This window comes from Streptomyces sp. NPDC048521 (genome assembly GCF_043199855.1).
Lineage (GTDB): Bacteria > Actinomycetota > Actinomycetes > Streptomycetales > Streptomycetaceae > Streptomyces.
Genome location: NZ_JBICWR010000007.1, coordinates 311,843 through 335,595 on the forward strand (window position 1 = coordinate 311,843; position 23,753 = coordinate 335,595).

Genomic DNA, 23,753 nt, shown 5'->3' on the forward strand with positions numbered 1-23,753 from the left:
GGTTCGTATGAGAAACGCCCTACTCGCCCAGCCGGTTGGCGGTGTGCACCGCGCGGAGCACCGCGGCCGCCTTGTTGCGGCACTCCTGGTCCTCCGCCACCGGGTCGGAGTCGGCGACGATGCCGGCTCCGGCCTGCACGTACGCCGTCCCGTTTCGCAGCAGGGCGGTGCGGATGGCGATCGCGGTGTCGGAGTCGCCGGCGAAGTCCAGATAGCCGACGCAGCCGCCGTACAGCCCGCGCCGCGAGGGCTCCAGTTCGTCGATGATCTGCATGGCGCGCGGCTTGGGGGCGCCGGACAGGGTGCCGGCCGGGAAGCACGCGGTGAGCACGTCGAAGGCCGTGCGGCCCGCGGCCACCTTGCCGGTGACGGTGGAGACGATGTGCATCACGTGCGAGTAGCGCTCGATGGACATGAAGTCGACCACCTCGACCGAACCCGGCTCGCAGACCCGGCCGAGGTCGTTGCGGCCGAGGTCCACCAGCATGAGGTGCTCGGCGCGCTCCTTGGGGTCGGCGAGCAGCTCCTCGGCGAGGGCCTGGTCCTCCTGCGGGGTGGCCCCGCGGTGCCGGGTGCCGGCGATGGGATGCACCATGGCGCGCCCGTCCTCGACCTTGACCAGGGCTTCCGGCGAGGAGCCGACGACGTCGAACCCGTCGAAGCGGAAGAGGTACATGTACGGCGAGGGGTTGGTGGCCCTCAGGACCCGGTAGACGTCCAGCGCGCTCGCCGTGCACGGGGTCTCGAAGCGCTGGGAGGGCACGACCTGGAAGGCCTCGCCCGCGCGGATGCGCTCCTTGACGTCCTCGACGGCCGCCTGGAAGTCCGGGCCGCCCCACAGCGCGGTGTACTCGGGCAGCTCGGAGGGCGGCAGGACGGCCGGGGGCTGGGCCACCGCACGGGTGAGGTCGGCCTCCATGGCGTCGAGGCGGGCCACGGCGTCGGCGTGGGCCTCGTCCACGCCGGTGTCGAGGTCGTTGTGGTTGATCGCGTTGGCGATCAGCAGGACCGAGCCCTCCCAGTGGTCCATGACCGCGAGGTCGCTGGTGAGCAGCATGGTCAGCTCGGGCAGTCCCAGGTCGTCGCGCTCGCCGGGGCCGATCTTCTCCAGGCGGCGGACGATGTCGTAGCCGAGGTAGCCGACCATGCCGCCGGTGAAGGGCGGCAGGCCCTCCTGGTGGGGGGTGTGCAGGGTCTGGATCGTGGCGCGCAGGGCCTGGAGGGGGTCGCCGTCGGTGGGGACGCCGACGGGCGGGGTGCCGAGCCAGTGGGCCTGTCCGTCCCGCGCGGTCAGCGTGGCGGCGCTGCGGACGCCCACGAACGAGTACCGGGACCAGGAGCGGCCGTTCTCCGCGGACTCCAGCAGGAACGTGCCGGGGCGCTCGGCGGCGAGCTTGCGGTAGAGCGCGACCGGGGTGTCGCCGTCGGCGAGGAGCTTGCGCGTGACCGGGATGACTCGCCGGTCGGTGGCCAGCTTGCGGAAGGTCTCGAGGTCCATGGCCGCTGACCTTACTGATCCGAACCGGCGGGACCGGAATCGGCGTCCTTGAGGAGGACGTCCTCGTCGAAGCAGGTGCGGGCGCCGGTGTGGCAGGCGGCGCCCACCTGGTCGACCTTGACCAGCACCGTGTCGGCGTCGCAGTCCAGGGCGACCGACTTCACCCACTGGAAGTGGCCGGAGGTGTCGCCCTTGACCCAGTACTCCTGGCGGCTGCGCGACCAGTAGGTGCAGCGGCCGGTGGTCAGGGTCCGGTGCAGCGCCTCGTCGTCCATCCAGCCGAGCATGAGCACCTCACCGGTGTCGTACTGCTGGGCGATGGCGGGGAGGAGTCCGTCGGTGCTGCGCTTGAGGCGCGCGGCGATCTCCGGGTCGAGGCTGCTGGGCCGGGGGGTACCGGTCGTACTGGTCATGGGTGCCATTGTGCCGCGCCGCACCGGCACGGCCGGGGCCGTGTCCATGGAGTGGTCACAGCGGCGGGCGGCGTCCCTTCGGGGGGTGGTGGCCGGGTGACGGGTGGGCGGACCGACGACGTGGTCGTAGGCTGATCGTATGTCGACCTTCGCCAAGCGTGAACGGCTTCTGCTCGCCGACCTCTTGGAAACCGTCGGTCCGGACGCCGAGACCCTCTGCGAGGGCTGGCGGACCCGGGACCTGGCGGCGCATGTGATCGTGCGTGAGCGCCGCCCGGACGCGGCGGGCGGCACGCTGATCAAGCAGCTCGCGCCGCGCCTCGAGAAGGTGATGGCCGAGTACACCGCGAAGCCGTACGAGGAGCTGGTCCAGCTGATCCGTACGGGCCCGCCGCGCTTCTCGCCCTTCCAGCTCAAACAGGTCGACGAGGCGGCCAACATCGTCGAGTTCTACGTCCACACCGAGGACGTCCGCCGTGCCCAGCCGGACTGGAGCCCGCGCGAGCTGGACGCGGTCTTCCAGGACGCGCTGTGGTCCCGGCTGGAGCGCACCGCGCGGCTGATGGGCCGGGGCGTGCCGACGGGGCTGGTGCTGCGCCGCCCGGACGGTCAGACGGCGGTGGCGCGCCGGGGTGCTCCGGTGGTGACGGTGACCGGTGAGCCGTCGGAGCTGCTGATGTTCGCGTTCGGCCGGCAGAACGCCGCCAAGGTGGAGCTGGAGGGCGACGCGGACGCGATCGACAGGCTGCACGCGTCCAGGCAGCTGGGCATCTGAGAGGACACGCCCGTGATCAGGGTGGCGATGACCGGCGTGTACGTCGACGACGTGGCTAAGGCGCACGCCTTCTACACGGAGGTCCTCGGTTTCGGGACGCGGATCCACCGGGACCTCGGGGACGGCACGCTGTTCGTGACGGTCGGGGCCCGGGGCGCCCAGCCGGATCTGCAGCTGCTGCTGGAGCCCGGGCAGGGCCCCATCGCGGAGCCGTACCGCAGGGCGCTGTACGAGGCCGGCATCCCGTGCATCGTCTTCTCCGTGGACGACCTGCGGGCGGAGCACGAGCGGCTGAGCGGCCTCGGTGTCCGGTTCACGCACGAGCCGCGGGAGCAGGGGCCGGTGCTCGCGGCCGTGTTCGACGACACGGTGGGCAATCTGGTGCAGCTGGTTCAGCCGAACGAGTGAGGGTCAGCCCGGCAGTTCCGCGCGGCGCAGGTCGGGGACGGCGAGGGCGACGAGTCCGCCGAGGCCGCAGACGACCGCGCTGACCACGAAGACCGGGCCGAGCCCCCACGCCCCGATCGCGCCGGCCGCGAACGGCATGCTGAGCGGGGCGATGCCGAGGCTGATCAGGCCGGCGACCGCGGTGACCCGGCCGAGGCAGGCGGGGTCGGACTGGGTCTGCAGCAGGGCCCCGCACAGGGCGCCGCTGAGCCCGGCGAGCAGGCCCACGGCCAGGGCCACCCCGACGGCGGCGGCGAGCGCGGGGGCGAAGGCGAGGGCGCCGATGGCCACGGAACCCGCGACGCACGCGCACCCGGTGACCAGTCCGGCGCGGGGCATCCGGCCGCGTACGGTCAGCAGCAGCGAGGCGGCGCCCGCGCCGACTCCGAAGCCGGCGAGCACCCAGCCCACTCCGGAGGCGCCCCAGCCGCGCCGGTCGGCGAGCAGGGTCAGGCCGACGTTGAGCGGGCCGACGAATCCGAGGTCGCCGAGGGCGATGACCAGCATGAGCGGGGCGAGGACGCGGTGGCGGCGGATGTGGCGCAGGCCGGCGGCGAGGTCCCGCCAGGCGGTGGTGCTGCCGGGTGTGTCGTCCTGGGGCAGGTCCCGTACGCGTACGGAGACCAGCAGCGGCACGGAGACGGCGATGAGCAGCCCGGCGAGGGCGAAGGCCGCGGACGCGCCGCCGACGGCCACGCAGAGGCCGCCGAGCGGGGCGCCGACCACGGTGGAGAAGCGGATGGCGAGGCCGCGCAGGCCCTGGATGCGGGCGAGCTGGCCCTTGCCGGTGAGGCGGGCCGGGAGGGCGCCGACGGCGGGCATGAAGACCGCGTCGACCGTGCCGAAGACCAGCGCCAGCAGGGCGAGCGGCCACAGGCCGGGACTGGTGAGGAACAGCAGGGCGGCCACGGCGAGAACGGTCGCGCAGCGCACGGCGTCACTGCCGATGACGACTCTCCTCGGGCCGAACCGGTCGGCGATCACTCCGCCGACGAGCATCAGCAGGGCTCGGGGCAGCGCGCTGACGGACATCACGAGTCCGGCCTGGGCCGGTGTACCGGCCTGGACGGCGGCCCAGGACAGGGCGAGGTAGTAGACGCCGTCGCCGAGCATCGAGGAGGTGTAGGCGGCGAGCCAGCGCAGGACGTTGGGGTCGCGGTGGGCGGGGCGGTCCGGGGCCTGCTGTACGGCGGGTGTCGCGGACACGGTGGTCACGGCGGTGGCCTCCCTCAGACGCGGAACGGGAATCCGTACATGTACAGCGCGACGTGCTCGCGCCCCTCGGTCTCGCCCGCGGCTTCGGCGGCTCGTCCCCGCTCGTCGTAGGTGCGCAGGAGCGCCTCCAACTCCTGCTTCAGCTCGGTGAGTTCCGCCGGGGTGAGGCGCAGCCAGGACTCGTTGTCCACGGACGCGGTGTTCCACTGCGGGCTCCAGGCAGGGCGTTCGTCCAGGTAGCGGCGGTAGTGGTCGGCACGCTGGTCGTGGAAGAGGCGGGTGGCGGCCAAGTGGGCCGCGGCCTTGCCCGGTTCGCCCCGGAAGTCCTCGTCCCGGATGCTCACCCCGTCCGAGGCGGGTCGCCACCACCGCTCGCGCGCGTCCCCGGTCTGCGGTTCCGCCTCCTCGATCAGCCCGTGCTCGGCGAGCTTGCGCAGGTGGTAGCTGACGAGGGACACGGCCTCGTCCACGTGCTCGGCGAGCCGGGAGGCCGTGGCCACCCGCTCGACGCACAGCAGCCGGTACAGCTGCGCCCGCAGCGGATGGGCGAGGGCCTTCAGCGTCCCGACATCGGTGATCCGCCGGTTCTCCTTGTCTGCCACGCCCGCAAGCCTAGACACGAAAGAAAAGTTGCACAACAAATTTTGCGCAACTTCTCTTTCGCATCTTGGGGATGCTCGGGGCCGGGTCTAGCGGACCGGGTGGCCCGCCTCCCGCAGCGTCTGCTTCACCTCGCCGATCCGCAGGTCGCCGAAGTGGAACACCGACGCGGCCAGCACCGCGTCCGCGCCCGCCTCGATCGCCGGCGAGAAGTCGGCCAGCCGGCCCGCGCCGCCCGAGGCGATCACCGGGACGGTGACGTGCTTGCGGACGGCGGCGATCATCTCCAGGTCGTAGCCGTCCTTCGTGCCGTCCGCGTCCATGGAGTTCAACAGGATCTCCCCCGCGCCCAGCTCGGCGGCCCGGTGCGCCCACTCGACGGCGTCGATACCGGTGCCCTTGCGGCCGCCGTGGGTGGTCACCTCGAAGGAGCCGGACTCGCTGCGCCGCGCGTCCACGGACAGCACCAGCACCTGCCGGCCGAAGCGCTCGGCGATCTCGCGGATCAGGTCCGGGCGGGCGATGGCCGCGGTGTTCACGCCCACCTTGTCGGCGCCCGCCCGCAGCAGCTTGTCCACGTCCTCGGCCGTACGGACACCGCCGCCGACCGTCAGCGGGATGAACACCTGCTCGGCGGTGCGGCGCACCACGTCGTAGGTCGTCTCCCGGTTGCCGGAGGACGCGGTGATGTCCAGGAACGTCAGCTCGTCGGCGCCCTCGGCGTCGTACACCTTGGCCATCTCGACGGGGTCGCCCGCGTCGCGCAGGTTCTGGAAGTTGACGCCCTTGACGACCCGGCCGTTGTCCACGTCCAGGCAGGGGATGACTCGTACGGCCAAGGTCATGCGGATACTCCTCGGAACGCCTCCACCTCGACCTCGACGACCAGGCTGGGGTCTACGAAACCGGAGACGATGATCATGGACGAGGCGGGCCGGACGGTGTCGAACAGCTCCTTGTGAGCGCGGCCGACCTCGTCCACGTCCCGGGCGTGCGTGATGTACATGCGCGTACGCACGACGTCGTCCCGGCCCAGCCCCACCTGCCCCAGCGCCGCCAGCGCGACGTGGAAGGCGTTGATCGCCTGCTCGTACGGGCCGCCCCCGGCGATCTGCCCGTCCACGATGGACGTACAGCCCGAGACCAGCACCAGACCGTTCGGCAGCTCCACCGCGCGGGAGTAGCCGAACTGCTCCTCCCAGGGCGCGCCGGTCGACACGCGTCGTACGTCGCTCACTTGGCTACCGCCTCCAAGGCCTCTTCCAGGGTGAACGCCTTCGCGTACAGGGCCTTCCCGACGATGGCACCCTCGACACCGAGGGGTACCAGCTCGGCGATGGCGCGGAGGTCGTCCAGGGACGACACGCCGCCGGAGGCCACGACCGGGCGGTCGGTGGCGGCGCAGACGTTCTTCAGCAGCTCCAGGTTCGGGCCCTGGAGGGTGCCGTCCTTGGCGATGTCGGTGACGACATAGCGGGCGCAGCCCTCCTTGTCGAGACGCTCCAGCGTCTCGTAGAGGTCGCCGCCGTCGCGGGTCCAGCCGCGGCCGCGCAGGGTCGTGCCGCGCACGTCCAGGCCGACCGCGATCTTGTCGCCGTGCTCGGCGATGACCTCGGCGACCCACTCCGGGGTCTCCAGGGCGGCGGTGCCGAGGTTCACCCGGGTGCAGCCGGTGGCGAGGGCGGCGGCGAGGGTGTCGTCGTCGCGGATGCCGCCGGACAGCTCCACCTTGATGTCCATCGCCTTGGTGACCTCGGCGATCAGGCCCCGGTTGTCACCCGTCCCGAACGCGGCGTCCAGGTCGACCAGGTGCAGCCACTCGGCGCCGGACCGCTGCCAGGCGAGGGCGGCCTCCAGCGGGGAGCCGTAGGAGGTCTCGGTCCCGGACTCACCGTGCACGAGGCGTACGGCCTGGCCGTCGCGGACGTCGACGGCGGGGAGGAGTTCGAGCTTGGCCATGGTCTACAGGGTTCCGATCCAGTTGGTGAGGAGCTGGGCACCGGCGTCGCCGGACTTCTCGGGGTGGAACTGGGTGGCCCACAGGGCGCCGTTCTCCACGGCGGCCACGAAGGGCTTGCCGTGCGTCGACCAGGTGACCTTGGGGGCCGCGATCACCGGGTTGTGCGCCTCCAGGGCCCAGTCGTGGACGGCGTAGGAGTGCACGAAGTAGAAGCGGGCGTCCGCGTCCAGGCCCGCGAACAGCTGCGAGTCGGCCGGGGCGTCGACGGTGTTCCAGCCCATGTGGGGCACGACGTCGGCCTGGAGCGGCTCGACCGTGCCCGGCCACTCGTCCAGGCCCTCGGCCTCCACCCCGTGCTCGATGCCGCGCGCGAAGAGGATCTGCATGCCGACGCAGATGCCCATGACCGGGCGCCCGCCGGACAGCCGGCGGTCCACGACCCAGTCGCCGCGGGCGGCGCGCAGGCCCTGCATGCAGGCGGCGAAGGCGCCGACGCCCGGCACGAGCAGGCCGTCGGCGTTCATCGCCTTGTCGAAGTCGCGCGTGATCTCCACGTCGGCGCCCACGCGCGCGAGGGCGCGCTCGGCGGACCGGATGTTGCCGAAGCCGTAATCGAAGACGACTACTCGCTTGGGAGCGCTCAATTCCACACCTCCAGCCGCATGACGCCCGCGACGAGGCACAGGCCCGCGCCGATCGAGAGCAGCACGATCAGGCTCGTGGGCATCTTCTGCTTGACGAAGGAGATGATCCCGCCGACCAGGAAGAGGCCGACGACGATCAGCAGGGTCGACAGACCGGTCATGGGTTACAGCGCGCCCTTCGTGGAGGGGAGGATGCCGGCCGCGCGCGGGTCGCGCTCGGACGCGTAACGCAGCGCCCGGGCCAGCGCCTTGAACTGGCACTCGACGATGTGGTGCGCGTTGCGCCCGTAGGGCACGTGCACGTGCAGCGCGATCTGCGCCTGGGCGACGAAGGACTCCAGGATGTGCCGGGTCATCGTCGTGTCGTACTCGCCGATCATCGGCGCCATGTTCTCGGGCTCGGTGTGCACGAGGTAGGGGCGGCCGGACAGGTCGACGGTGACCTGGGCGAGGGACTCGTCCAGCGGGACCGTGCAGTTGCCGAAGCGGTAGATGCCCACCTTGTCGCCGAGCGCCTGCTTGAAGGCGGCGCCCAGCGCGAGGGCGGTGTCCTCGATGGTGTGGTGGGAGTCGATGTGCAGGTCGCCGTCGGTCTTCACGATCAGGTCGAACAGACCGTGCCGGCCGAGCTGGTCGAGCATGTGGTCGTAGAAGCCGACGCCGGTGGCGATGTCGGTCCGCCCGGTGCCGTCGAGGTCTATCTCGACCAGGACCGAGGTCTCCTTGGTGGTGCGCTCCACGCGTCCTGTGCGGCTCATGCCTCAAGCTCCTTCTTCAGTTCACGTACCGCGTCGAGGAACGCGTCGTTCTCCTCCGGCGTGCCCGCGGACACCCGCAGCCACCCGGGTACGCCGTTGTCCCGGACCAGCACGCCCCGGTCGAGGATCCTCTGCCAGGCCTCGTGCGCGCTGTCGAACCGGCCGAACTGCACGAAGTTCGCGTCGGAATCCGTGACCTCGTAGCCGATCGCGCGCAGCTCGGCGACCAGGCGGTCCCGCTCCGCCTTCAGCTGCTCGACGTAGCCCAGCAGCGTGTCGGTGTGCTCCAGGGCGGCCAGCGCGGTCGCCTGGGTGATCGCCGACAGGTGGTACGGCAGCCGGACGAGCTGGACGGCGTCCACGACCGCCGGGTCGGCGGCGAGATAGCCGAGGCGCAGCCCGGCCGCACCGAACGCCTTCGACATGGTGCGGGAGACGACCAGGTGCGGGCGGCCCGCCAGCAGCGGCAGCAGCGAGTCGCCGTGGCTGAACTCGATGTAGGCCTCGTCCACGATCACCATGGACGGCTTGGCCGCCTGGGCCGCCTCGTACAGCGCGAGGACGGTCTCCGGCGGCACCGCGTTGCCGGTGGGGTTGTTGGGGGTGGTGATGAAGACGACGTCCGGCTTGTGCTCGGCGATGGCGCGCTCGGCGGCGGCGCGGTCGATCGTGAAGTCCTCGCCGCGCGGACCGGAGATCCAGCCCGTGCCCGTCCCGCGCGCGATGAGCGCGTGCATCGAGTACGACGGCTCGAAGCCGATCGCCGTGCGGCCCGGTCCGCCGAAGGTCTGCAGCAGCTGCTGGATGACCTCGTTGGAGCCGTTGGCCGCCCACACGTTCTCGATGCCGAGCGGGTGCTTGCCGGTCCTGGTCAGGTACTTGGCCAGCTCGGTGCGCAGCTGGACCGCGTCCCGGTCGGGGTAGCGGTTCAGGTCGCGGGCGGCCTCCCGCACCCGCTCCGCGATCCGCTCGACCAGCGGCTCGGGCAGCGGGTAGGGGTTCTCGTTGGTGTTCAGCCGTACGGGCACGTCCAGCTGGGGCGCGCCGTAGGGGGACTTGCCGCGCAGCTCGTCCCGTACGGGGAGATCGTCGATGCCGGTCACTTGCTCTCGGGTACCTTCCAGCCGAACCGTGCCTTGACCGCCGCGCCGTGCGCCGGCAGGTCCTCCGCCTCCGCCAGCGTGACCACGTGGTGCGCGACCTCGGCCAGCGCGTCCTTCGTGTAGTCGACGATGTGGATGCCGCGCAGGAAGGACTGGACGGACAGGCCCGAGGAGTGGCAGGCGCAGCCGCCGGTGGGCAGGACGTGGTTGGACCCGGCCGCGTAGTCGCCGAGCGAGACGGGGGCCCAGGGGCCGATGAAGATCGCGCCGGCGTTGCGCACCCGGTCGGCCACCGCGGTGGCGTCGGCCGTCTGGATCTCCAGGTGCTCGGCGCCGTAGGCGTCGACCACCCGCAGGCCCTCCTCGATGCCGTCGACCAGCACGACCGCGGACTGCTTGCCCGCGAGGGCCGGGCGGATCCGGTCCTCGACGTGCTTGGTGGCGGCGACCTGCGGCTCCAGCTCCTTCTCCACCGCGTCCGCCAGTTCGACGGAGTCGGTGACGAGGACGGCCGCGGCGAGCGGGTCGTGCTCGGCCTGGCTGATCAGGTCCGAGGCGACGTGCACCGGGTCGGCGGCGGAGTCCGCGAGGATCGCGATCTCGGTGGGGCCGGCCTCGGCGTCGATGCCGATCTTGCCGGTGAAGTAGCGCTTGGCGGCGGCGACCCAGATGTTGCCCGGGCCGGTGACCATGTTCGCGGGCGGGCAGGACTCGGTGCCGTACGCGAACATCGCGACGGCGGTGGCGCCGCCCGCGGCGTAGACCTCGTCGACGCCGAGCAGGGCGCAGGCGGCGAGGATCGTCGGGTGCGGCAGGCCGCCGAACTCGGCCTGGGCGGGCGAGGCGAGCGCGATGGACTCGACGCCGGCCTCCTGTGCGGGCACGACGTTCATGACCACGGACGACGGGTAGACGGACCGCCCGCCGGGCGCGTACAGCCCGACGCGCTCGACCGGCACCCATTTCTCGGTCACGGAGCCGCCGGGGACCACCTGGGTGGTGTGCGTCGTACGGCGCTGCTCGCGGTGGACCAGGCGGGCGCGGCGGACGGACTCCTCCAGGGCGGCGCGCACGGCCGGGTCGAGGCCGTCGAGCGCGTCGGTGAGCGCCTGGGCCGGGACACGGACGGATTCCAGCCGTACTCCGTCGAACTTCTCGGCGAAGTCGATCAGCGCCGCGTCGCCCCGATGATGCACGGCCTCGCAGATCGGACGCACCTTCTCCAGGGCGGCCTGAACGTCGAAGTCGGCTCGGGGCAGCAGGTCGCGCAGGGCGGGGCCCTCGGGAAGGGCGTCGCCGCGCAGATCGATTCGGGAAATCACAGTCCCAATTCTCTCAGACCGGCGTCGGGAGCCGTTCGCGCGTATCAATGGCTGATACAGACCGTGGGTCAATCGCTGGTACATAGGGTGGCCGGAACCCGGAAGATCACCGTCACCCATGGTGTTCGGGGTGTCACGCACCGGGCATGAACGCCAGTACGACACAGGTGACTCACGAGTAGCCCGAACGGGCGAGGGAGAAGGAAGAGCGGTGACCGAGGGGACCGGCATCCGCGCCGGGGACCTGCCGGACGACCTGACCGCGGCCGAGGCGGGCATGTGGCAGGCCTTCCGCAACGGCAGCGTGTACGACCTGAGCAGCGGGGACGCCGTAGTGGACGATCCGCACGGCGGCCATCCGTGGGGCCCCGAGCGTACCGTTCGCGCGCGCATCGTCTGCTGGCTGCTGCTGGACGGTCCGCCCGCGCTCGCGGGCCGGGTGTCCGCCCTGAAGCTGGTCGGCGTACGGATCACCGACACGCTGGACCTGGCGGGCGGCACGGTGACGCCGTACGTGGAGCTGCGCGGCTGCCGCTTCGACGACGAGGTGCGCCTGCCGGAGGCCCGGTTCACGACCGTGCGCCTGGTGGACTGCTCGGTGCCGCGCCTGGAGGCGGCCCGTGTGCACACCGAGGGCGACCTGCACCTGCCGCGCTGCCGCTTCCAGAACGGGGTCCGGCTGACCGACGCGCACATCGGCACCGATCTGCTGCTCAACCAGGCGATCGTCTACCGCGACCGCAGCGGCCGGTCGATCGCGGCGGACGGCATGACCGTCGGCCAGGACCTGCAGGCGGAGATGCTGGAGTCGCACGGCGAGCTGAGCCTGCGCGGCGCCCAGGTCGGCGTCTCGCTCAGCCTGCGCGGCGCGAGACTCGCCAATCCCTACGCGCGGCTCGCCCTGAACGCGCCCCAGCTGACGGTCGAGCGCACCCTGTACCTGACCCCGGCCGGCGTGGGCAGCCCGCTGCTGAGCGGCACGACACCCGCGCGCGGGACACGGATCCAGCGGTTCGAGTGCCGGGGCGGGGTGCGCCTGGACGACGGGCGGTTCGGGGACGCCGTCGACCTGGAGCGGGCCCGGTTCGTCTTCACCGACGACCAGGAGCTGTCGCTGCGCCGGGTGCAGACGCCCGAGCTGCGCTTCCTCGGTGACAAACCGCAGCGCGGCAAGGTGGCGCTGTCCGGCGCGCGGATCGTCAACCTGGTGGACCGCGCGGGCAGCTGGCCGGAGGCCGGCAACCTGCACATGGCCGGGTTCGCTTACGAGAACCTGGTCCCGCGGGGCCCCTTCCCGCTGACCCGGCGCCTGGACTGGGTGGCGGCGGCCACCGCCGAGTACGCCCCGGAGCCGTACGAACGGCTGGCCTCCGTGCTGCGCGCGGCCGGGGAGGACGAGGACGCGCGCGAGGTGCTGCTGGCCAAGCAGCGCCGGCGCCGCGAGACGCTTCCGCTGGCCGGGAAGTTCTGGGGCTTCGTCCAGGACCTGGCGGTCGCCTACGGCTACCGGCCGGGCCGGGCCGCGGTGTGGATGGCGGTGCTGTGGGCGGCGGGCACGCTCGCGTTCGCGCACGCGGACCATCCGCCGGTGGACCATGAGGGCCATCCGTCCTGGAGCCCGGCGCTGTTCACCCTGGACCTGCTGCTGCCGGTGATCGACCTGGGCCAGGCCGGTCAGTGGCGGCTGCGCGGCGGCTGGCAGTGGCTGGCGGCGGTGATGATCCTGCTCGGCTGGGTCCTGGCGACGACGGTGGCGGCGGGCGCGTCGCGGTTGCTCCGCCGCGGTTGACCGCCGGCCGCCGGGAAGTTCCCGTTCTCCGAAGAATTCACGGTTCGTCGACAGGTTCACCACATCGGTTGAACCGTCACCTTTTACTGTTCCTTGACCGTCGGCGCTACAACCTTCCGTAACTTGCCCCGACCCTCTGGCGCGCCCCCGACCTGCGGTCTTTCAATGGTCGACACCATGGCTCTGCTGCCCTCGTTCATCCGCCCCACCCGGATGACCAAACGCTCCGCGGGTCCGTCCGGCCGGCCGTCGGCCGGGGACGAGACCGTGCTCGACGCGCCCGACGACCGTCTCTCGCCCGCGCTGGTCGCGGCCGGCCGGGGCGAGTACACCGGCGCGGCCGAACTGCTGGCCGCCACCCGCGCCGCGGCCGAGTGGGAGACCCACGACCGGTACGTCAGGCGCCTCGCCGCCTTCGCCCGCTCGCGCCCCGAGTGGTACGAGGAGTGGCGCACCGCCGCCCCCGACCACCCCGACACCCTGCTCCTCGGTGCCCAGCTGGCGGTGGACCGCGTCTGGCCCTCCCCGGCCCGCGCCGAGCTGCTGCGGGAGGCGAGCCCGCTGATCACGGCCGCCGCGCGCGCCGACGACCGCGACCCGGTGCCCTGGAGGATCGCGCTCGACCACGCGCGCGGCTCCCGGGCCGGGCACCGGTACTTCGAGGAGCTGTGGGAGGCGGCGGTCCGGCGCGCCCCGCACCACTACGGCTGCCACGTGGCCGCCCTGCGCTACCTGGCCGCCCTCTGGCACGGCGCGCACCACGAGTGCTTCGACTTCGCCGACCGGGCCGCGCAGGACGCCCCGGCCGACTCGCTCGTGCAGGCACTGCCGGCCCGGGCGGCCTTCGGCTACCTGACCGACGGCTGCGGCCCGGAGGTGCCGCGCGCCCGGCTGGACGCGGCGGCCGACCGCGCGATCGCCCTGTCCGCCCGGTTCCCGGCGGCCGACCCGTGGCCCGCCGAGGTCCGCAACAAGCTCCTGTACGTCCTGGTGCGGCTGGGCCGCCGGCAGGACGCGCAGGCCCAGCTGCGGCTCATCGGCCCGTACGCCACGTCCTTCCCCTGGGACCGGTTCTCGGACGACCCGCTCGGGCACTTCCTGCGCCTGCGCGAGCACCTGCTGACCGCCGGTGCCCGGCCGGTCCCGGCCGGGCTGATACCGGCGCCCCGGGGCCCCCTCGGCGAACACCGCGGACACGCCCGCGCCGGTGACCACTAGGCTGGGGCGTCGTGACCACCGTCCGTCTCCCGCTCTTTCCGCTGAACTCGGTGCTGTTCCCGGGGCTCGTGCTGCCGCTGAACGTCTTCGAGGAGCGTTATCGCGCCATGATGCGCGAGCTGCTCAAGACCCCCGAGGACGAACCGCGCCGGTTCGCCGTCGTGGCCATCCGCGACGGCCACGAGGTGGCGCCGAGCGCCCCCGGCATGCCGGATCCCACGGCACAGCCCGAGCGCGGCCCGGCCGCGGGCTTCGGCCCCGACCCCCTGAAGGCCTTCCACCAGGTGGGCTGCGTGGCGGACGCCGCGACCGTCCGGGAACGGGCCGACGGCACGTTCGAGGTACTGGCCACCGGTACGACCCGGGTGCGGCTGCTGTCCGTGGACGCGTCGGGTCCCTACCTGACCGCGGAGCTGGAGGAGCTGCCCGAGGAGCCCGGCGACGAGGCCGGCGCGCTGGCCGAGGGGGTCCTGCGGTCCTTCCGCCAGTACCAGAAGCGCCTGGCGGGCGCCCGCGAGCGCTCGCTGTCCACCGGCGCCGACCTGCCGGACGACCCGAGCGTGGTGTCGTACCTGGTGGCGGCGGCGATGGTGCACGACACCCCCACCAAGCAGCGGCTGCTCCAGGCCCCGGACACCGCGTCCCGGCTGCGGGACGAGCTGAAACTCCTTCGCTCCGAGACGGCCATCATCCGTAGTCTGCCGTCGTTGCCGGCGTTCGAGCTGACACGGACGCCGACGAGCCTGAACTGAGGAAGACCCGGAAGACCGAGGCCGAGACACTCCGATGGCGAAGAAGTCGAAGAAACAGCAGCAGTCCGGGGGCACGCCGGCGACGGTGGCCCTGACCGCGGCGGGCGTGGACTTCACCGTCCACTCCTACGACCATGATCCCTCCCACCCCTCCTACGGCGAGGAGGCGGCGGAGGCGATGGGTGTCTCCCCGGACCGCGTCTTCAAGACCCTGGTCGCCGACGTGGACGGCGCCCTGGTCGTCGGCGTGGTCCCGGTGGCCGGCTCCCTGGATCTGAAGGCCCTCGCTGCGGCGGTGGGCGGCAAGCGGGCGACCATGGCCGACCCGACCCTCGCCGAGCGCACGACCGGCTACGTCCGCGGCGGCATCTCCCCGCTCGGCCAGCGCAAGAAGCTGCCGACGGTCCTCGACGACTCCGCGGACGCCCACCCCACGATCTGCGTATCGGCGGGACGCCGGGGCCTGGAGGTCGAGCTGGCGCCGGGCGACCTGGCGAAGCTGACGGACGCGGTACTGGCACCCATCGGGCGAGCCTGACAGGAGCGGACGCCGCCGCGTGCGGCCCCCGACTGCGAGGCGACGGACGCGGGCCGCCGATCGGGCGAGGCGGACGGCGGGGTACCGGCTGAGGGGCGCGGGGCCGACGCCGATCGGGCGAGGCTGACGGGCGCCGGGTCGGCGCCGATCGGGCGAAGCCGACGGCCTCGCCTCGGTACTGGCTGCGCGGCTGACGGGCGCGGGCGCCGACGCCGATCGGGCGTGCGGCCCCCCGACTGCGAGGCGACGGGCGCGGGCCGCGGATCGGGCGAGGCGGACGGGCGGGGTACCGGCTGTGAAGCTGATGGCGTGGGGCCGACGCCGATCGCGCGAGGCGGACGGGCGGGGTACTGGCTGAGCGGCGCGGGGCCGACGCAGATCGCGCGAGGTGGACGGGCGCCGGGTCGGCGCCGATCGGGCGAAGCCGACGGCCTCGCCCTGGTACTGGCACCCATCGAGCGAGGCCGACGGCCTCGCCTCGGTACTGGTTGCGCGGCTGACGGGCGCGGGCGCCCACGCCGATCGGGCGTGCGGCCCCCCGAAGTGCGAAGCGACGGGCGCGGGCCGCCGATCGGGCGCTGGGAAGCCGACGGCGTGGGGCCGGTGTCCGTCGGGTGAGGCCGGCGGGCTCGTCGTTTGCGGTCGGCTTTCAGCCGATCGACGCGGGTGGGCGGGGTCAGGCCTGCGGATACTGCGGGTCGGGATCCCGGGGTCCGAACAGCCCGGTCAGCCCGAGGTGCACCAGCAACGCCCCGAGGGGCCAGGCCAGCAACGCCCCCTTCGCCCCCAACTCCAGCGGCCCCGAGAACGTCACCCCCTTGCCCACGGCCTTCGCATGCGCGAGCACGTCGGACCCCGGTCCGAGCCACACCCCCAGCCGCCAGGCCAGCAGCGACCCGAGCAGCCCGCCCAGGCCGAGGGCGACGACCAGCGGCACACCCCCGCGCCGCCGCAGCAGGAACACGACGACCGCACTGACCAGCCCGAAGCCCAGCCCCAGCAGCGTGAACGTTCCGTCCACCCCGGCCGCCTGCTCCCCCTCGGAGTCCTTCACATAGACGACCCAGCTCTTGTCGAACTCGTCCCCGACCAGTTGGACACGCGGCGCCAGCCACCACCACAGCAGCCCCAGCAGTATCCCGCCGAGCGCCACTGCCACCGTGATCACGGCGGCCTCCCGCACTTCCGTCTTCATCCCGGGGCCGTCCTCTTCGTACGATCCCGCGCCCGGCGCCCCGGCATGCGGCGGAGCCTGCCAGACCTGGTGCGCGGAGTTGTCGTGCGGCGGCGGAGGCGGAGTCAGCGGTGCGGTCACCTGAATATCGTGCCAGGTCCCGCTGTGCGCCGCGTCACCGGACGGCGGCCCTGCGGTAGGCCCAGGTCGCCACGGCCAGCGAGACCACTCCGACACCCGCGCACACCCCCAGGTCGACCAGGACGACGGCCCAGTCCGGGTGTGCCCCGAAGGTCCGGGCGTATGCCTCCACGCCATAGGTCGAGGGCAGCAGATCACGGGCCAGCCGTACGATCTCCGGCATCCGGTCGGCCGGCAGCACACCCAGCAGCAGCGCCGCCGACATGCCCAGCTGCCCGAGCAGCGTGGCCAGTTCCGGCCGGGACGCGAGCAGCCCGCAGGCGGCGCCGAGCCCGGCCAGCGCGGCCCCGGCGAGCGGGATCACCGCCACCAGGATCCACAGATTGGACAGTGGCAGCCCGAACAGCACACAGCCGAAGACGGCGGTCACCAAGGTCCCCGGCACGGTGAAGGAGGCGTAGGCCGCCGCCGCGCCCAGCACCACCGCGGCCGGCGGCACCGGCAGGGTGGCGTAGTGGTCGAGTCCGCCGCTGGCGCGCAGCTGGCCGAAGTACTGCGACAGCAGGTTCAGTGCCACGTACGCGACGACCAGCACGGACGAGCCGGCCACCACGGACTGGGCCTCGCTGCCGCTGTCGACGACGCCCCGCATCATCACGGTGATGCCGACGGACTGGAAGGTCGCCACGAACAGCAGCGGGATGCGGGCCACCCGGGCCCGGGACAGCTGCGCCCGGTAGACGGCCACCAGCGAGGGCCACAGCCGCGCGGGCGGAGCCAGCTCGGCCGCGCCCGGTGCCGTCTTCGGCACGGCCCGGGCGCCGCCCGGCAGAACCTCGGCGGGTACGACACTCACGACGAACTGCTCCTCTTCCCTACGGCAGTCGCGCACATCCATACGCATCCCGCGGCCCGTGCGCTCATGCCCTCACCAGCCCCTGCCGGGCCGCGCCGCCCAGCGCCAGGTAGACGTCCTCCAGGCTGGGCGTGGCGAGCGTGAAGTCGTCCAGGGCAGCGAACGCGGTTCCGCCGGTCACGGTGGCGACGACGGCGCGGGCCTCCTCGGGCGCCAGCCGGAGCGTCCAGCGCCTGCCGGACTCCACGGCCCGCTCGCGCAGGACGGCGACCTCGGGCACCTCCAGCGGCGCCCGCTCCCGCCACACCAGCTCGACCCGTACCTCGCCGGCGACCTGTTCCTTGAGTCCCGCCGGGGTGTCGCAGGCGATGAGCCGGCCCTGGTCGAGCACGGCGACCCGGTCGAGCACCGTCTCGGCCTCGATGACGTTGTGGGTGACCAGCAGCACGGTCGTACCGTGCTCCGCGCGCCGCCTGTCCACGGCCGCCCACACCGCGCGCCGGGCGACCGGATCCATGCCGGTGGTCGGCTCGTCCAGCACGAGCAGCGGCCGCTGACCGACGAGCGCGGCGGCGAAGCAGGCGAGCCGCCGCTGTCCGCCGGACAGTTTCTTCAGCGCCCGCCCGGCGATCGGGGTGAGCCCCAGTTCGTCCAGGACGGCGTCCCGTTCGGCCCGCGCCCGCCGTACGTCCAGGCCGCGCAGGCGTCCGGTCGTCTCGGCGGCGAGGGAGACGGTCAGTTCGTCCAGTGCGGAGGACTCCTGGCCCAGGTAGGCGAGGATCCGCGCGGCCCGCTCGGGGTGCTTCACGATGTCGTGGCCGAGGATCTCGACGCGGCCGGCGTCCGGCCGCAGCAGCCCGGTCAGCTGCCGTACGAGGGTGGACTTGCCGGCGCCGTTCGGGCCGAGCAGCCCGAAGACCTCGCCGCGCCGCACGTCCAGCTCGACCCCGTCGGTGGCCCGCACCTCGGGGGTGCCGGGCGTGCCGCGCCGCCCTTTGACGGCCGGATAGGTCTTGCTGAGCCCGCGCACGCGTACGACCTCGTCATGCCGAGGTACCTGTCCCGCGCGCGTATCCACAAAGGACGAGACTACGGGGTCGGGGGCCTTTACTCGCCTTTGGGTCCGCTTCTGTACGTGACCGGTGGGGATGACGCCGCCGGCACCGATCCGCTCACTCCCCCGTGCTCGCCTGTTCGGTGGCGGCCGGCACGTCGACCTCTCGCCAGAACCCCGCCCGAATGGCGTAACGGTCGTGCTCGTCGATCTGGTCGTCCTTGTGGGCCAGCAGCCCGAACCGGGCCGCGTACCGCAGCAGCTCCCCGTCGATGCGGTGCGGGATGCGCGGGTACATCTGCGACAGCTTCTGCAGATGGGTCTGGTCGCCGAGCCGGGACATCCAGCGGCGGGCGAAGACCTGGCCCACCTCGTAGGGGTCGCCGCCGACCGTGGTGATGTCCTCCTCGCGGTCGGCCCACCGCTGCTCGGCCGTGGTGAGCTGGGCCAGCGTCGGCATGGAGGCGACCTCGGGCGGTTCGGCGACCGCGCCCGGCCGGTCCACCCAGCCCTTGTCGGAGGACCAGCGCAGGGTCGCCGTCGCGGGGTGCTGCGGGGGCTGGACGCCCGGTGCGCGCAGCGCGGCGAGGTCCTTGGGGGTCGGGACGCCCTTGGTGGCGGGGACCCGCTCCTGGGCGCCGTTCTCGGTCGCGGTGCCGGCCCGGGCGTGCGTGCCCTGCTCGGCGGGCCGCTCGGCCCCCGTGGAGAGCGCGGACTCGGGCAGCGGCGCCGAGAGGATCGCGGCGATCTCGGGGCGCGGCGCGGGCGGCGGCGCGCAGACGCCGGTCAGCTCCTTGGCCCGGACGGCCTTGGTGATCCAGGCGCGGTCCAGGACGCGCCGCTCGTCGGCCTCGGCGACCAGGTCCTCGGACTGGTTGTAGTCGCCGTCGGCGGCCTGCACGGCCCACAGGTGGACGGCGACGCCGTGCTCCTTGGCGGCCATCATGCCGGGCAGCAGGTCGCCGTCGCCGGTGACGAGGACGACGTCGGAGCAGGCGCGGTTGCGGGCCAGCTCGGTCAGCTCGGCGTGCATGGCCGCGTCCACGCCCTTTTGCGCCCAGCGTCCGTCGCTGCGGGTGAGGGCGCCCAGCCGGACGGTGACCCGGGGCATCACGCGTAGCCGGCGGTGCTCCGGCTGGGGGACCCGGTCGGGGGCGCCGTCGAACCAGTAGATGCGCAGCAGCGGGCACTCGGTCTCGGACTCCGCGCGTTCACGCAGGGCCTGGATCAGCGCGGGGTGGTCGACGGTGATCCGGGATCGTGAGGGCTCACCGGCGAGGAGGCTGGCGGCGGCGCCCAGCAGATACCCGGCGTCCACCAGGACGATGCAGCGGTCCACGCGACTCACCCTCTTCCCGGGAGGTTTTGCTTCGGACTTCCTTCGAGTCTGCCCGACCGCGCGGGGGTTAACGGCCCGAACTCGATCTTCGGCGTGGCGTTTGCGGTTCCCGCTCGCCCACCTGCCCTGTCACACACGGTAATTATCCGACATGCGCTTGTTGTCAGCCTATGTGAATCTGAACCCGGCCCTGGCCCCTAGATCCCCCACAGGAGGCAGATCACCATGGCCAAGAACAAGAACCGTAAGCAGACTGGTCCGCAGAACCGTTCCTCGCAGGCCGAGCACGCACCGGAGCGCACGCAGCGTCCGTCGGCGGAGGAACACGAGTCGCCGATGGCGCACGTCCCGGGCGACCCCTCGGATGGTGCTCGTAAGAAGCAGAAGAGCTTCGGCCACAACTAAAGGGCAGTTGAAAGCCCGGGCACACTGAAGGGGCGCACCCGTGCGGGGTGCGCCCCTTCGCGCGTCCATGGCTCAGCCGGCCAGGCAGGACGGGCCGAGCAGCACCTTCAGGTCGCCGAAGAGGGCCGGGTCGGGCTTGACCCGGTGCCGGTCCAGGCGCAGCACGGTGGTCTTGCGCGGGCCCTGGAGCTTGATCCGGACCTCGCTGTCGCCCTTGTGGTGGCTGAGGATCTCACCGAGGCGGCTGACCATGGGCGGAGTGACCTTCACCGCCGGGATGGTGAGGACCACCGGCGCGTTGGTGCCCGCGTGGGACAGGTCCGGGACCATCAGCTCCATGGCCACGAGCCGCGGCACGTCCTCGCGCTTGTCCAGGCGGCCCTTGACGAACACGACCGCGTCCTCGACGAGTTGGGTCGACACCAGCTGGTAGGTCGCCGGGAAGAACATGCACTCGATGGAGCCGGCGAGGTCTTCCACGGTGGCGATCGCCCAGGCGTTGCCCTGCTTGGTCATCTTGCGCTGCAGGCCGGAGATGATGCCGCCGATGGTGACGACCGCGCCGTCCGCGTGCTCGCCGCCGGTGAGCTGGGCGATGCCCGCGTCCGCCTTGTCGGACAGCACGTGCTCCAGGCCGAAGAGGGGGTGGTCGGAGACGTACAGACCGAGCATCTCCCGCTCCTGGGCGAGCAGATACGTCTTCTCCCACTCGTCGGTGCCGAACTCCACGTCGAGTCCGAAGCCGGGCTCGCTGCTGGTCTCCTCGCCCATGCCGCCGAAGAGGTCGAACTGCCCCTCGGCCTCCTTGCGCTTGACCGCGACCACGTTGTCGATCATCGGCTCGTACTGGGCCATGAGGCCCTTGCGGGTGTGGCCCATCGAGTCGAAGGCGCCCGCCTTGATCAGCGATTCCGTGGTGCGCTTGTTGCAGACCACCGCCTCGACCTTGTCGAGGTAGTCGGGGAAGGAGCTGTACTTCCCCTTCGCCTTGCGGCACTTGATGATCGACTCGACCACGTTGGTGCCGACGTTGCGGACGGCGGAGAGGCCGAAGAGGATCACCTCGTCGCCCTGGGCGGCGAAGTTCGCCTCGGACTCGTTGACGTTCGGCGGGAGCACCCGGATGCCCATGCGGCGGCACTCGTTGAGGTAGACCGCCGACTTGTCCTTGTCGTCCTTGACGGAGGTCAGCAGGGCCGCCATGTACTCGGCGGGGTGGTTCGCCTTCAGGTAGGCGGTCCAGTAGGAGACCAGGCCGTACGCGGCGGAGTGCGCCTTGTTGAACGCGTAGCCGGCGAACGGGACCAGCACGTCCCAGAGTGCCTGGATGGCCTCGTCGCTGTAGCCGTTCTTGCGGGCGCCGGCCTGGAAGATGACGAAGTTCTTCTCGAGTTCCTCGGGCTTCTTCTTGCCCATCACGCGGCGGAGGATGTCGGCCTCGCCGAGCGAGTAGCCCGCGATGATCTGGGCGGCCTTCTGCACCTGCTCCTGGTAGACGATCAGGCCGTAGGTGACGTCCAGGACCTCCTTGAGCGGCTCCTCCAGCTCCGGGTGGATCGGCGTGATCTCCTGCTGCCCGTTCTTGCGCAGGGCGTAGTTCGTGTGGGAGTTCATGCCCATCGGGCCCGGCCGGTACAGGGCAGACACGGCGGAGATGTCTTCGAAGTTGTCCGGCTTCATCAGCCGGAGCAGGGACCGCATGGGGCCGCCGTCGAACTGGAAGACGCCGAGGGTGTCGCCGCGCTGGAGCAGTTCGAAGGTCGTCGGGTCGTCCAGCGGGAGGGACAGCAGGTCGATGTCGAGGCCCTTGTTGGCCTTCACCATCTTGACCGCGTCGTCCATGATCGTGAGGTTGCGCAGGCCCAGGAAGTCCATCTTCAGCAGGCCGAGCGACTCACAGCTCGGGTAGTCCCACTGCGTGATGGTCACGCCGTCGGTGTGCCGCACCCAGACCGGGACGTGCTCGGTGATGGTCTCGCTGGACATGATCACGCCGGCCGCGTGCACGCCCATCTGCCGGACCAGGCCCTCCACACCGCGCGCGGTGTCGATGACCTTCTTCACGTCCGGCTCGTTCTCGTACATCCCGCGGACCTCGCCGGCCTCGCTGTAGCGGGGGTGGCTGGGGTCGGTGATGCCCGACAGCGGGATGCCCTTGCCGAGGACGTCGGCGGGCATGGCCTTGGTGATGCGGTCGCCCATCGCGTACGGGTAGCCCAGCACGCGCGCGGAGTCCTTGATCGCGTTCTTGGCCTTGATGGTGCCGTAGGTGCCGATCATGGCGACCTTGTCGGCGCCGTACTTCTCGGTCACGTAGCGGATCACCTCGACGCGCCGGCGCTCGTCGAAGTCGATGTCGACATCGGGCATCGAGATGCGCTCGGGGTTGAGGAACCGCTCGAAGATCAGGCCGTGCGGGATCGGGTCGAGGTCGGTGATGCCCATGGCGTAGGCGACGATCGAGCCGGCCGCTGAGCCTCGGCCGGGGCCGACGGCGATGCCCTGCTTCTTGGCCCACATGATGAAGTCGGCGACCACGAGGAAGTAGCCCGGGAAGCCCATCGAGATGATGGTGTCCATCTCGTAGTCGGCCTGCTTCTGGCGGTCCTCGGGGATGCCGCCGGGGAAGCGGCGCTCCATGCCGCGGCGGACCTCCTCCTTGAACCAGGTGACCTCGGTGTAGCCCTCCGGGATGTCGAACTTGGGCATGAGGTCGCGCTTCTCGAACATGCCGGTGGTGTCGACCATCTCGGCGACGAGGAGCGTGTTGGCGCAGCCCTCCTGCCAGGCGTCCGAGGAGTCGATGGCGTACATCTCGTCCGTGGACTTCAGGTAGTAGCCGGTGCCGTCGAACTTGAAGCGGTCCGGGTCGGAGAGGTTCTTGCCGGTCTGGATGCACAGCAGGGCGTCGTGGGCGCCCGCCTCGTGCGCGTACGTGTAGTGCGAGTCGTTGGTGACCAGCGGCGGGATGCCCAGCTTCTTGCCGATCTCCAGCAGGCCGTCACGGACCCGGCGCTCGATCTCGATGCCGTGGTCCATCAGCTCCAGGAAGTACTTGTCCTTGCCGAAGATGTCCTGGTACTCGGCGGCGGCCTTCAGGGCCTCGTCGAAGTGGCCGAGGCGCAGCCGGGTCTGCACCTCGCCGGAGGGGCAGCCGGTGGAGGCGACGATGCCCTCGGACCACTGGGCGATGGTCTCCTTGTCCATCCGGGGCCACTTCTGCAGCCAGCCCTCGGCGTAGGCGTCCGAGGAGAGGCGGAAGAGGTTGTGCAGGCCCGTCCTGTTCACGGCCCACATCGTCTTGTGGGTGTAACCACCGGAACCGGAGATGTCGTCCCGCTTCTGGTGCGGCTGGCCCCAGAGGATCTTGCGCTTGTTGCGCCGGGACTCGGGGGCGACGTACGCCTCGATCCCGATGATCGGGGTGATTCCGGCCTTCTTCGCGGAGTGGAAGAAGTCGTACGCCCCGTGGAGGTTGCCGTGATCGGACATGGCGATGTGCGTCATGCCCATCTCGTTGCAGGCGTTGAACATGTCCTTGAGCCGCGCGGCACCGTCCAGCAGCGAGTACTGGGTGTGGACGTGCAGGTGCGTGAAGGGCGGCTTTGACACGGTTCGAGCCTCCAAGGCAAACGGACGTCGACGGGCGTCCCACGGGTTCCGGACGGTCTGGGGACAGCGTCGAAGTCTATGCCCCGGCACTGACACTCGCGGGCCGCATCCGCGTACCTTCGTGCAGGGAACCGGGCACT

The 23,753-nt window shown here is 71.8% G+C and carries 24 protein-coding genes; 7 read left to right on the top strand and 17 right to left on the bottom strand.

What is annotated here, in order from left to right; genetic code table 11:
• Positions 1-19 precede the first annotated feature (19 nt).
• Positions 20-1,498 carry an anthranilate synthase component I gene (locus ACGFRF_RS19370; RefSeq protein WP_393741399.1) on the bottom strand — a complete coding sequence of 493 codons (1,479 nt, stop codon included), beginning with the start codon at positions 1,496-1,498 and terminating at the stop codon, positions 20-22.
• Between the two features lie 11 nt (positions 1,499-1,509).
• Positions 1,510-1,911: a phosphoribosyl-AMP cyclohydrolase gene (gene hisI, locus ACGFRF_RS19375; protein WP_393741401.1), complete on the bottom strand. Its 402-nt coding sequence runs from the start codon at positions 1,909-1,911 to the stop codon at positions 1,510-1,512.
• A gap of 139 nt (positions 1,912-2,050) precedes the next feature.
• Here hisI and ACGFRF_RS19380 point away from each other — a divergent pair, with 139 nt between their 5' ends.
• Both ACGFRF_RS19380 and ACGFRF_RS19385 read left to right on the top strand, forming a co-directional pair.
• Positions 2,051-2,686: a TIGR03085 family metal-binding protein gene (locus ACGFRF_RS19380; protein WP_393741403.1), complete on the top strand. Its 636-nt coding sequence runs from the start codon at positions 2,051-2,053 to the stop codon at positions 2,684-2,686.
• A 12-nt stretch (positions 2,687-2,698) separates the two neighbouring features.
• A complete protein-coding gene (locus ACGFRF_RS19385) occupies positions 2,699-3,094 on the top strand; it encodes a VOC family protein (protein WP_393741405.1) in 396 nt (131 codons plus the stop codon).
• A gap of 3 nt (positions 3,095-3,097) precedes the next feature.
• Here ACGFRF_RS19385 and ACGFRF_RS19390 read toward each other — a convergent pair whose 3' ends face one another.
• The 10 genes from ACGFRF_RS19390 to hisD all read right to left on the bottom strand — a co-directional run bounded on the left by ACGFRF_RS19390 (position 3,098) and on the right by hisD (position 10,735).
• Complete coding sequence (locus ACGFRF_RS19390) at positions 3,098-4,348, bottom strand: MFS transporter (RefSeq protein ID WP_393741407.1); 1,251 nt, start codon at positions 4,346-4,348, stop codon at positions 3,098-3,100.
• A 14-nt stretch (positions 4,349-4,362) separates the two neighbouring features.
• Positions 4,363-4,950, bottom strand: coding sequence for a helix-turn-helix domain-containing protein (locus ACGFRF_RS19395; RefSeq protein WP_393741409.1), 588 nt, complete (start codon positions 4,948-4,950; stop codon positions 4,363-4,365).
• An 87-nt stretch (positions 4,951-5,037) separates the two neighbouring features.
• Positions 5,038-5,793, bottom strand: a complete 756-nt coding sequence (gene hisF, locus ACGFRF_RS19400; protein WP_393741411.1) for an imidazole glycerol phosphate synthase subunit HisF — start codon at positions 5,791-5,793, stop codon at positions 5,038-5,040.
• A complete protein-coding gene (locus ACGFRF_RS19405; RefSeq protein WP_393741413.1) occupies positions 5,790-6,185 on the bottom strand; it encodes a RidA family protein in 396 nt (131 codons plus the stop codon). The genes hisF and ACGFRF_RS19405 overlap by 4 nt, the downstream gene beginning before the upstream one ends.
• Positions 6,182-6,907, bottom strand: a complete 726-nt coding sequence (gene priA / locus ACGFRF_RS19410) for a bifunctional 1-(5-phosphoribosyl)-5-((5-phosphoribosylamino)methylideneamino)imidazole-4-carboxamide isomerase/phosphoribosylanthranilate isomerase PriA (RefSeq protein ID WP_393741415.1) — start codon at positions 6,905-6,907, stop codon at positions 6,182-6,184. Before priA ends, ACGFRF_RS19405 begins: the two co-directional genes overlap by 4 nt.
• A 3-nt stretch (positions 6,908-6,910) precedes the next feature.
• On the bottom strand, positions 6,911-7,552 hold the full coding sequence (hisH, locus tag ACGFRF_RS19415) for an imidazole glycerol phosphate synthase subunit HisH (RefSeq protein WP_393741417.1): 642 nt from the start codon (positions 7,550-7,552) through the stop codon (positions 6,911-6,913).
• On the bottom strand, positions 7,549-7,713 hold the full coding sequence (locus tag ACGFRF_RS19420; protein ID WP_014672133.1) for a hypothetical protein: 165 nt from the start codon (positions 7,711-7,713) through the stop codon (positions 7,549-7,551). The genes hisH and ACGFRF_RS19420 overlap by 4 nt, the downstream gene beginning before the upstream one ends.
• 3 nt (positions 7,714-7,716) lie before the next feature.
• A complete protein-coding gene (gene hisB, locus ACGFRF_RS19425) occupies positions 7,717-8,310 on the bottom strand; it encodes an imidazoleglycerol-phosphate dehydratase HisB (protein WP_393741419.1) in 594 nt (197 codons plus the stop codon).
• Positions 8,307-9,413, bottom strand: coding sequence for a histidinol-phosphate transaminase (locus ACGFRF_RS19430; protein ID WP_393741421.1), 1,107 nt, complete (start codon positions 9,411-9,413; stop codon positions 8,307-8,309). Before ACGFRF_RS19430 ends, hisB begins: the two co-directional genes overlap by 4 nt.
• Entirely contained in the window at positions 9,410-10,735 is a 1,326-nt protein-coding gene (hisD, locus tag ACGFRF_RS19435; protein WP_393741423.1) for a histidinol dehydrogenase, read from the bottom strand. The genes ACGFRF_RS19430 and hisD overlap by 4 nt, the downstream gene beginning before the upstream one ends.
• A gap of 211 nt (positions 10,736-10,946) precedes the next feature.
• Here hisD and ACGFRF_RS19440 point away from each other — a divergent pair, with 211 nt between their 5' ends.
• The 4 genes from ACGFRF_RS19440 to ybaK all read left to right on the top strand — a co-directional run bounded on the left by ACGFRF_RS19440 (position 10,947) and on the right by ybaK (position 15,032).
• On the top strand, positions 10,947-12,524 hold the full coding sequence (locus ACGFRF_RS19440) for an oxidoreductase (RefSeq protein WP_393741425.1): 1,578 nt from the start codon (positions 10,947-10,949) through the stop codon (positions 12,522-12,524).
• 165 nt (positions 12,525-12,689) lie between these two features.
• Positions 12,690-13,742 carry a hypothetical protein gene (locus ACGFRF_RS19445; RefSeq protein WP_393741427.1) on the top strand — a complete coding sequence of 351 codons (1,053 nt, stop codon included), beginning with the start codon at positions 12,690-12,692 and terminating at the stop codon, positions 13,740-13,742.
• Between the two features lie 11 nt (positions 13,743-13,753).
• Positions 13,754-14,494, top strand: coding sequence for an LON peptidase substrate-binding domain-containing protein (locus tag ACGFRF_RS19450; protein WP_393741429.1), 741 nt, complete (start codon positions 13,754-13,756; stop codon positions 14,492-14,494).
• A gap of 34 nt (positions 14,495-14,528) precedes the next feature.
• Positions 14,529-15,032, top strand: coding sequence for a Cys-tRNA(Pro) deacylase (ybaK, locus tag ACGFRF_RS19455; protein ID WP_393741430.1), 504 nt, complete (start codon positions 14,529-14,531; stop codon positions 15,030-15,032).
• 676 nt (positions 15,033-15,708) lie between these two features.
• Here ybaK and ACGFRF_RS19460 read toward each other — a convergent pair.
• From ACGFRF_RS19460 to ACGFRF_RS19475, 4 genes are all read right to left on the bottom strand, one after another.
• Entirely contained in the window at positions 15,709-16,347 is a 639-nt protein-coding gene (locus ACGFRF_RS19460) for an AAA family ATPase (RefSeq protein WP_393741432.1), read from the bottom strand.
• Between the two features lie 34 nt (positions 16,348-16,381).
• A complete protein-coding gene (locus ACGFRF_RS19465; protein ID WP_393741434.1) occupies positions 16,382-17,203 on the bottom strand; it encodes an ABC transporter permease in 822 nt (273 codons plus the stop codon).
• Positions 17,204-17,267: 64 nt separating this feature from the next.
• A complete protein-coding gene (locus tag ACGFRF_RS19470; protein ID WP_393741436.1) occupies positions 17,268-18,281 on the bottom strand; it encodes an ABC transporter ATP-binding protein in 1,014 nt (337 codons plus the stop codon).
• A 94-nt stretch (positions 18,282-18,375) separates the two neighbouring features.
• The gene (locus ACGFRF_RS19475) at positions 18,376-19,596 is read right to left on the bottom strand and encodes an NYN domain-containing protein (RefSeq protein ID WP_393741438.1); all 1,221 of its coding nucleotides are present in this window, start codon (positions 19,594-19,596) and stop codon (positions 18,376-18,378) included.
• A gap of 225 nt (positions 19,597-19,821) precedes the next feature.
• On the opposite strand from ACGFRF_RS19475, the gene ACGFRF_RS19480 reads away from it, so the two are divergent.
• Entirely contained in the window at positions 19,822-20,001 is a 180-nt protein-coding gene (locus ACGFRF_RS19480; RefSeq protein WP_393741440.1) for a hypothetical protein, read from the top strand.
• A 72-nt stretch (positions 20,002-20,073) separates the two neighbouring features.
• Here the strand turns inward: ACGFRF_RS19480 and dnaE are convergent, their stop codons facing one another.
• On the bottom strand, positions 20,074-23,613 hold the full coding sequence (gene dnaE, locus ACGFRF_RS19485; protein ID WP_393741442.1) for a DNA polymerase III subunit alpha: 3,540 nt from the start codon (positions 23,611-23,613) through the stop codon (positions 20,074-20,076).
• Positions 23,614-23,753 lie beyond the last annotated feature (140 nt).

What these genes read in the sequence shown, in the direction of transcription:
- ACGFRF_RS19370 (WP_393741399.1), bottom strand. Translation starts at nt 1,498, where the DNA reads ATGGACCTCGAGACCTTCCGCAAGCTGGCCACCGACCGGCGAGTCATC.
- hisI (WP_393741401.1), bottom strand. Translation starts at nt 1,911, where the DNA reads ATGACCAGTACGACCGGTACCCCCCGGCCCAGCAGCCTCGACCCGGAG.
- ACGFRF_RS19380 (WP_393741403.1), top strand. Translation starts at nt 2,051, where the DNA reads ATGTCGACCTTCGCCAAGCGTGAACGGCTTCTGCTCGCCGACCTCTTG.
- hisF (WP_393741411.1), bottom strand. Translation starts at nt 5,793, where the DNA reads ATGACCTTGGCCGTACGAGTCATCCCCTGCCTGGACGTGGACAACGGC.
- priA (WP_393741415.1), bottom strand. Translation starts at nt 6,907, where the DNA reads ATGGCCAAGCTCGAACTCCTCCCCGCCGTCGACGTCCGCGACGGCCAG.
- ACGFRF_RS19420 (WP_014672133.1), bottom strand. Translation starts at nt 7,713, where the DNA reads ATGACCGGTCTGTCGACCCTGCTGATCGTCGTCGGCCTCTTCCTGGTC.
- hisB (WP_393741419.1), bottom strand. Translation starts at nt 8,310, where the DNA reads ATGAGCCGCACAGGACGCGTGGAGCGCACCACCAAGGAGACCTCGGTC.
- ACGFRF_RS19445 (WP_393741427.1), top strand. Translation starts at nt 12,690, where the DNA reads ATGGTCGACACCATGGCTCTGCTGCCCTCGTTCATCCGCCCCACCCGG.
- ybaK (WP_393741430.1), top strand. Translation starts at nt 14,529, where the DNA reads ATGGCGAAGAAGTCGAAGAAACAGCAGCAGTCCGGGGGCACGCCGGCG.
- ACGFRF_RS19480 (WP_393741440.1), top strand. Translation starts at nt 19,822, where the DNA reads ATGGCCAAGAACAAGAACCGTAAGCAGACTGGTCCGCAGAACCGTTCC.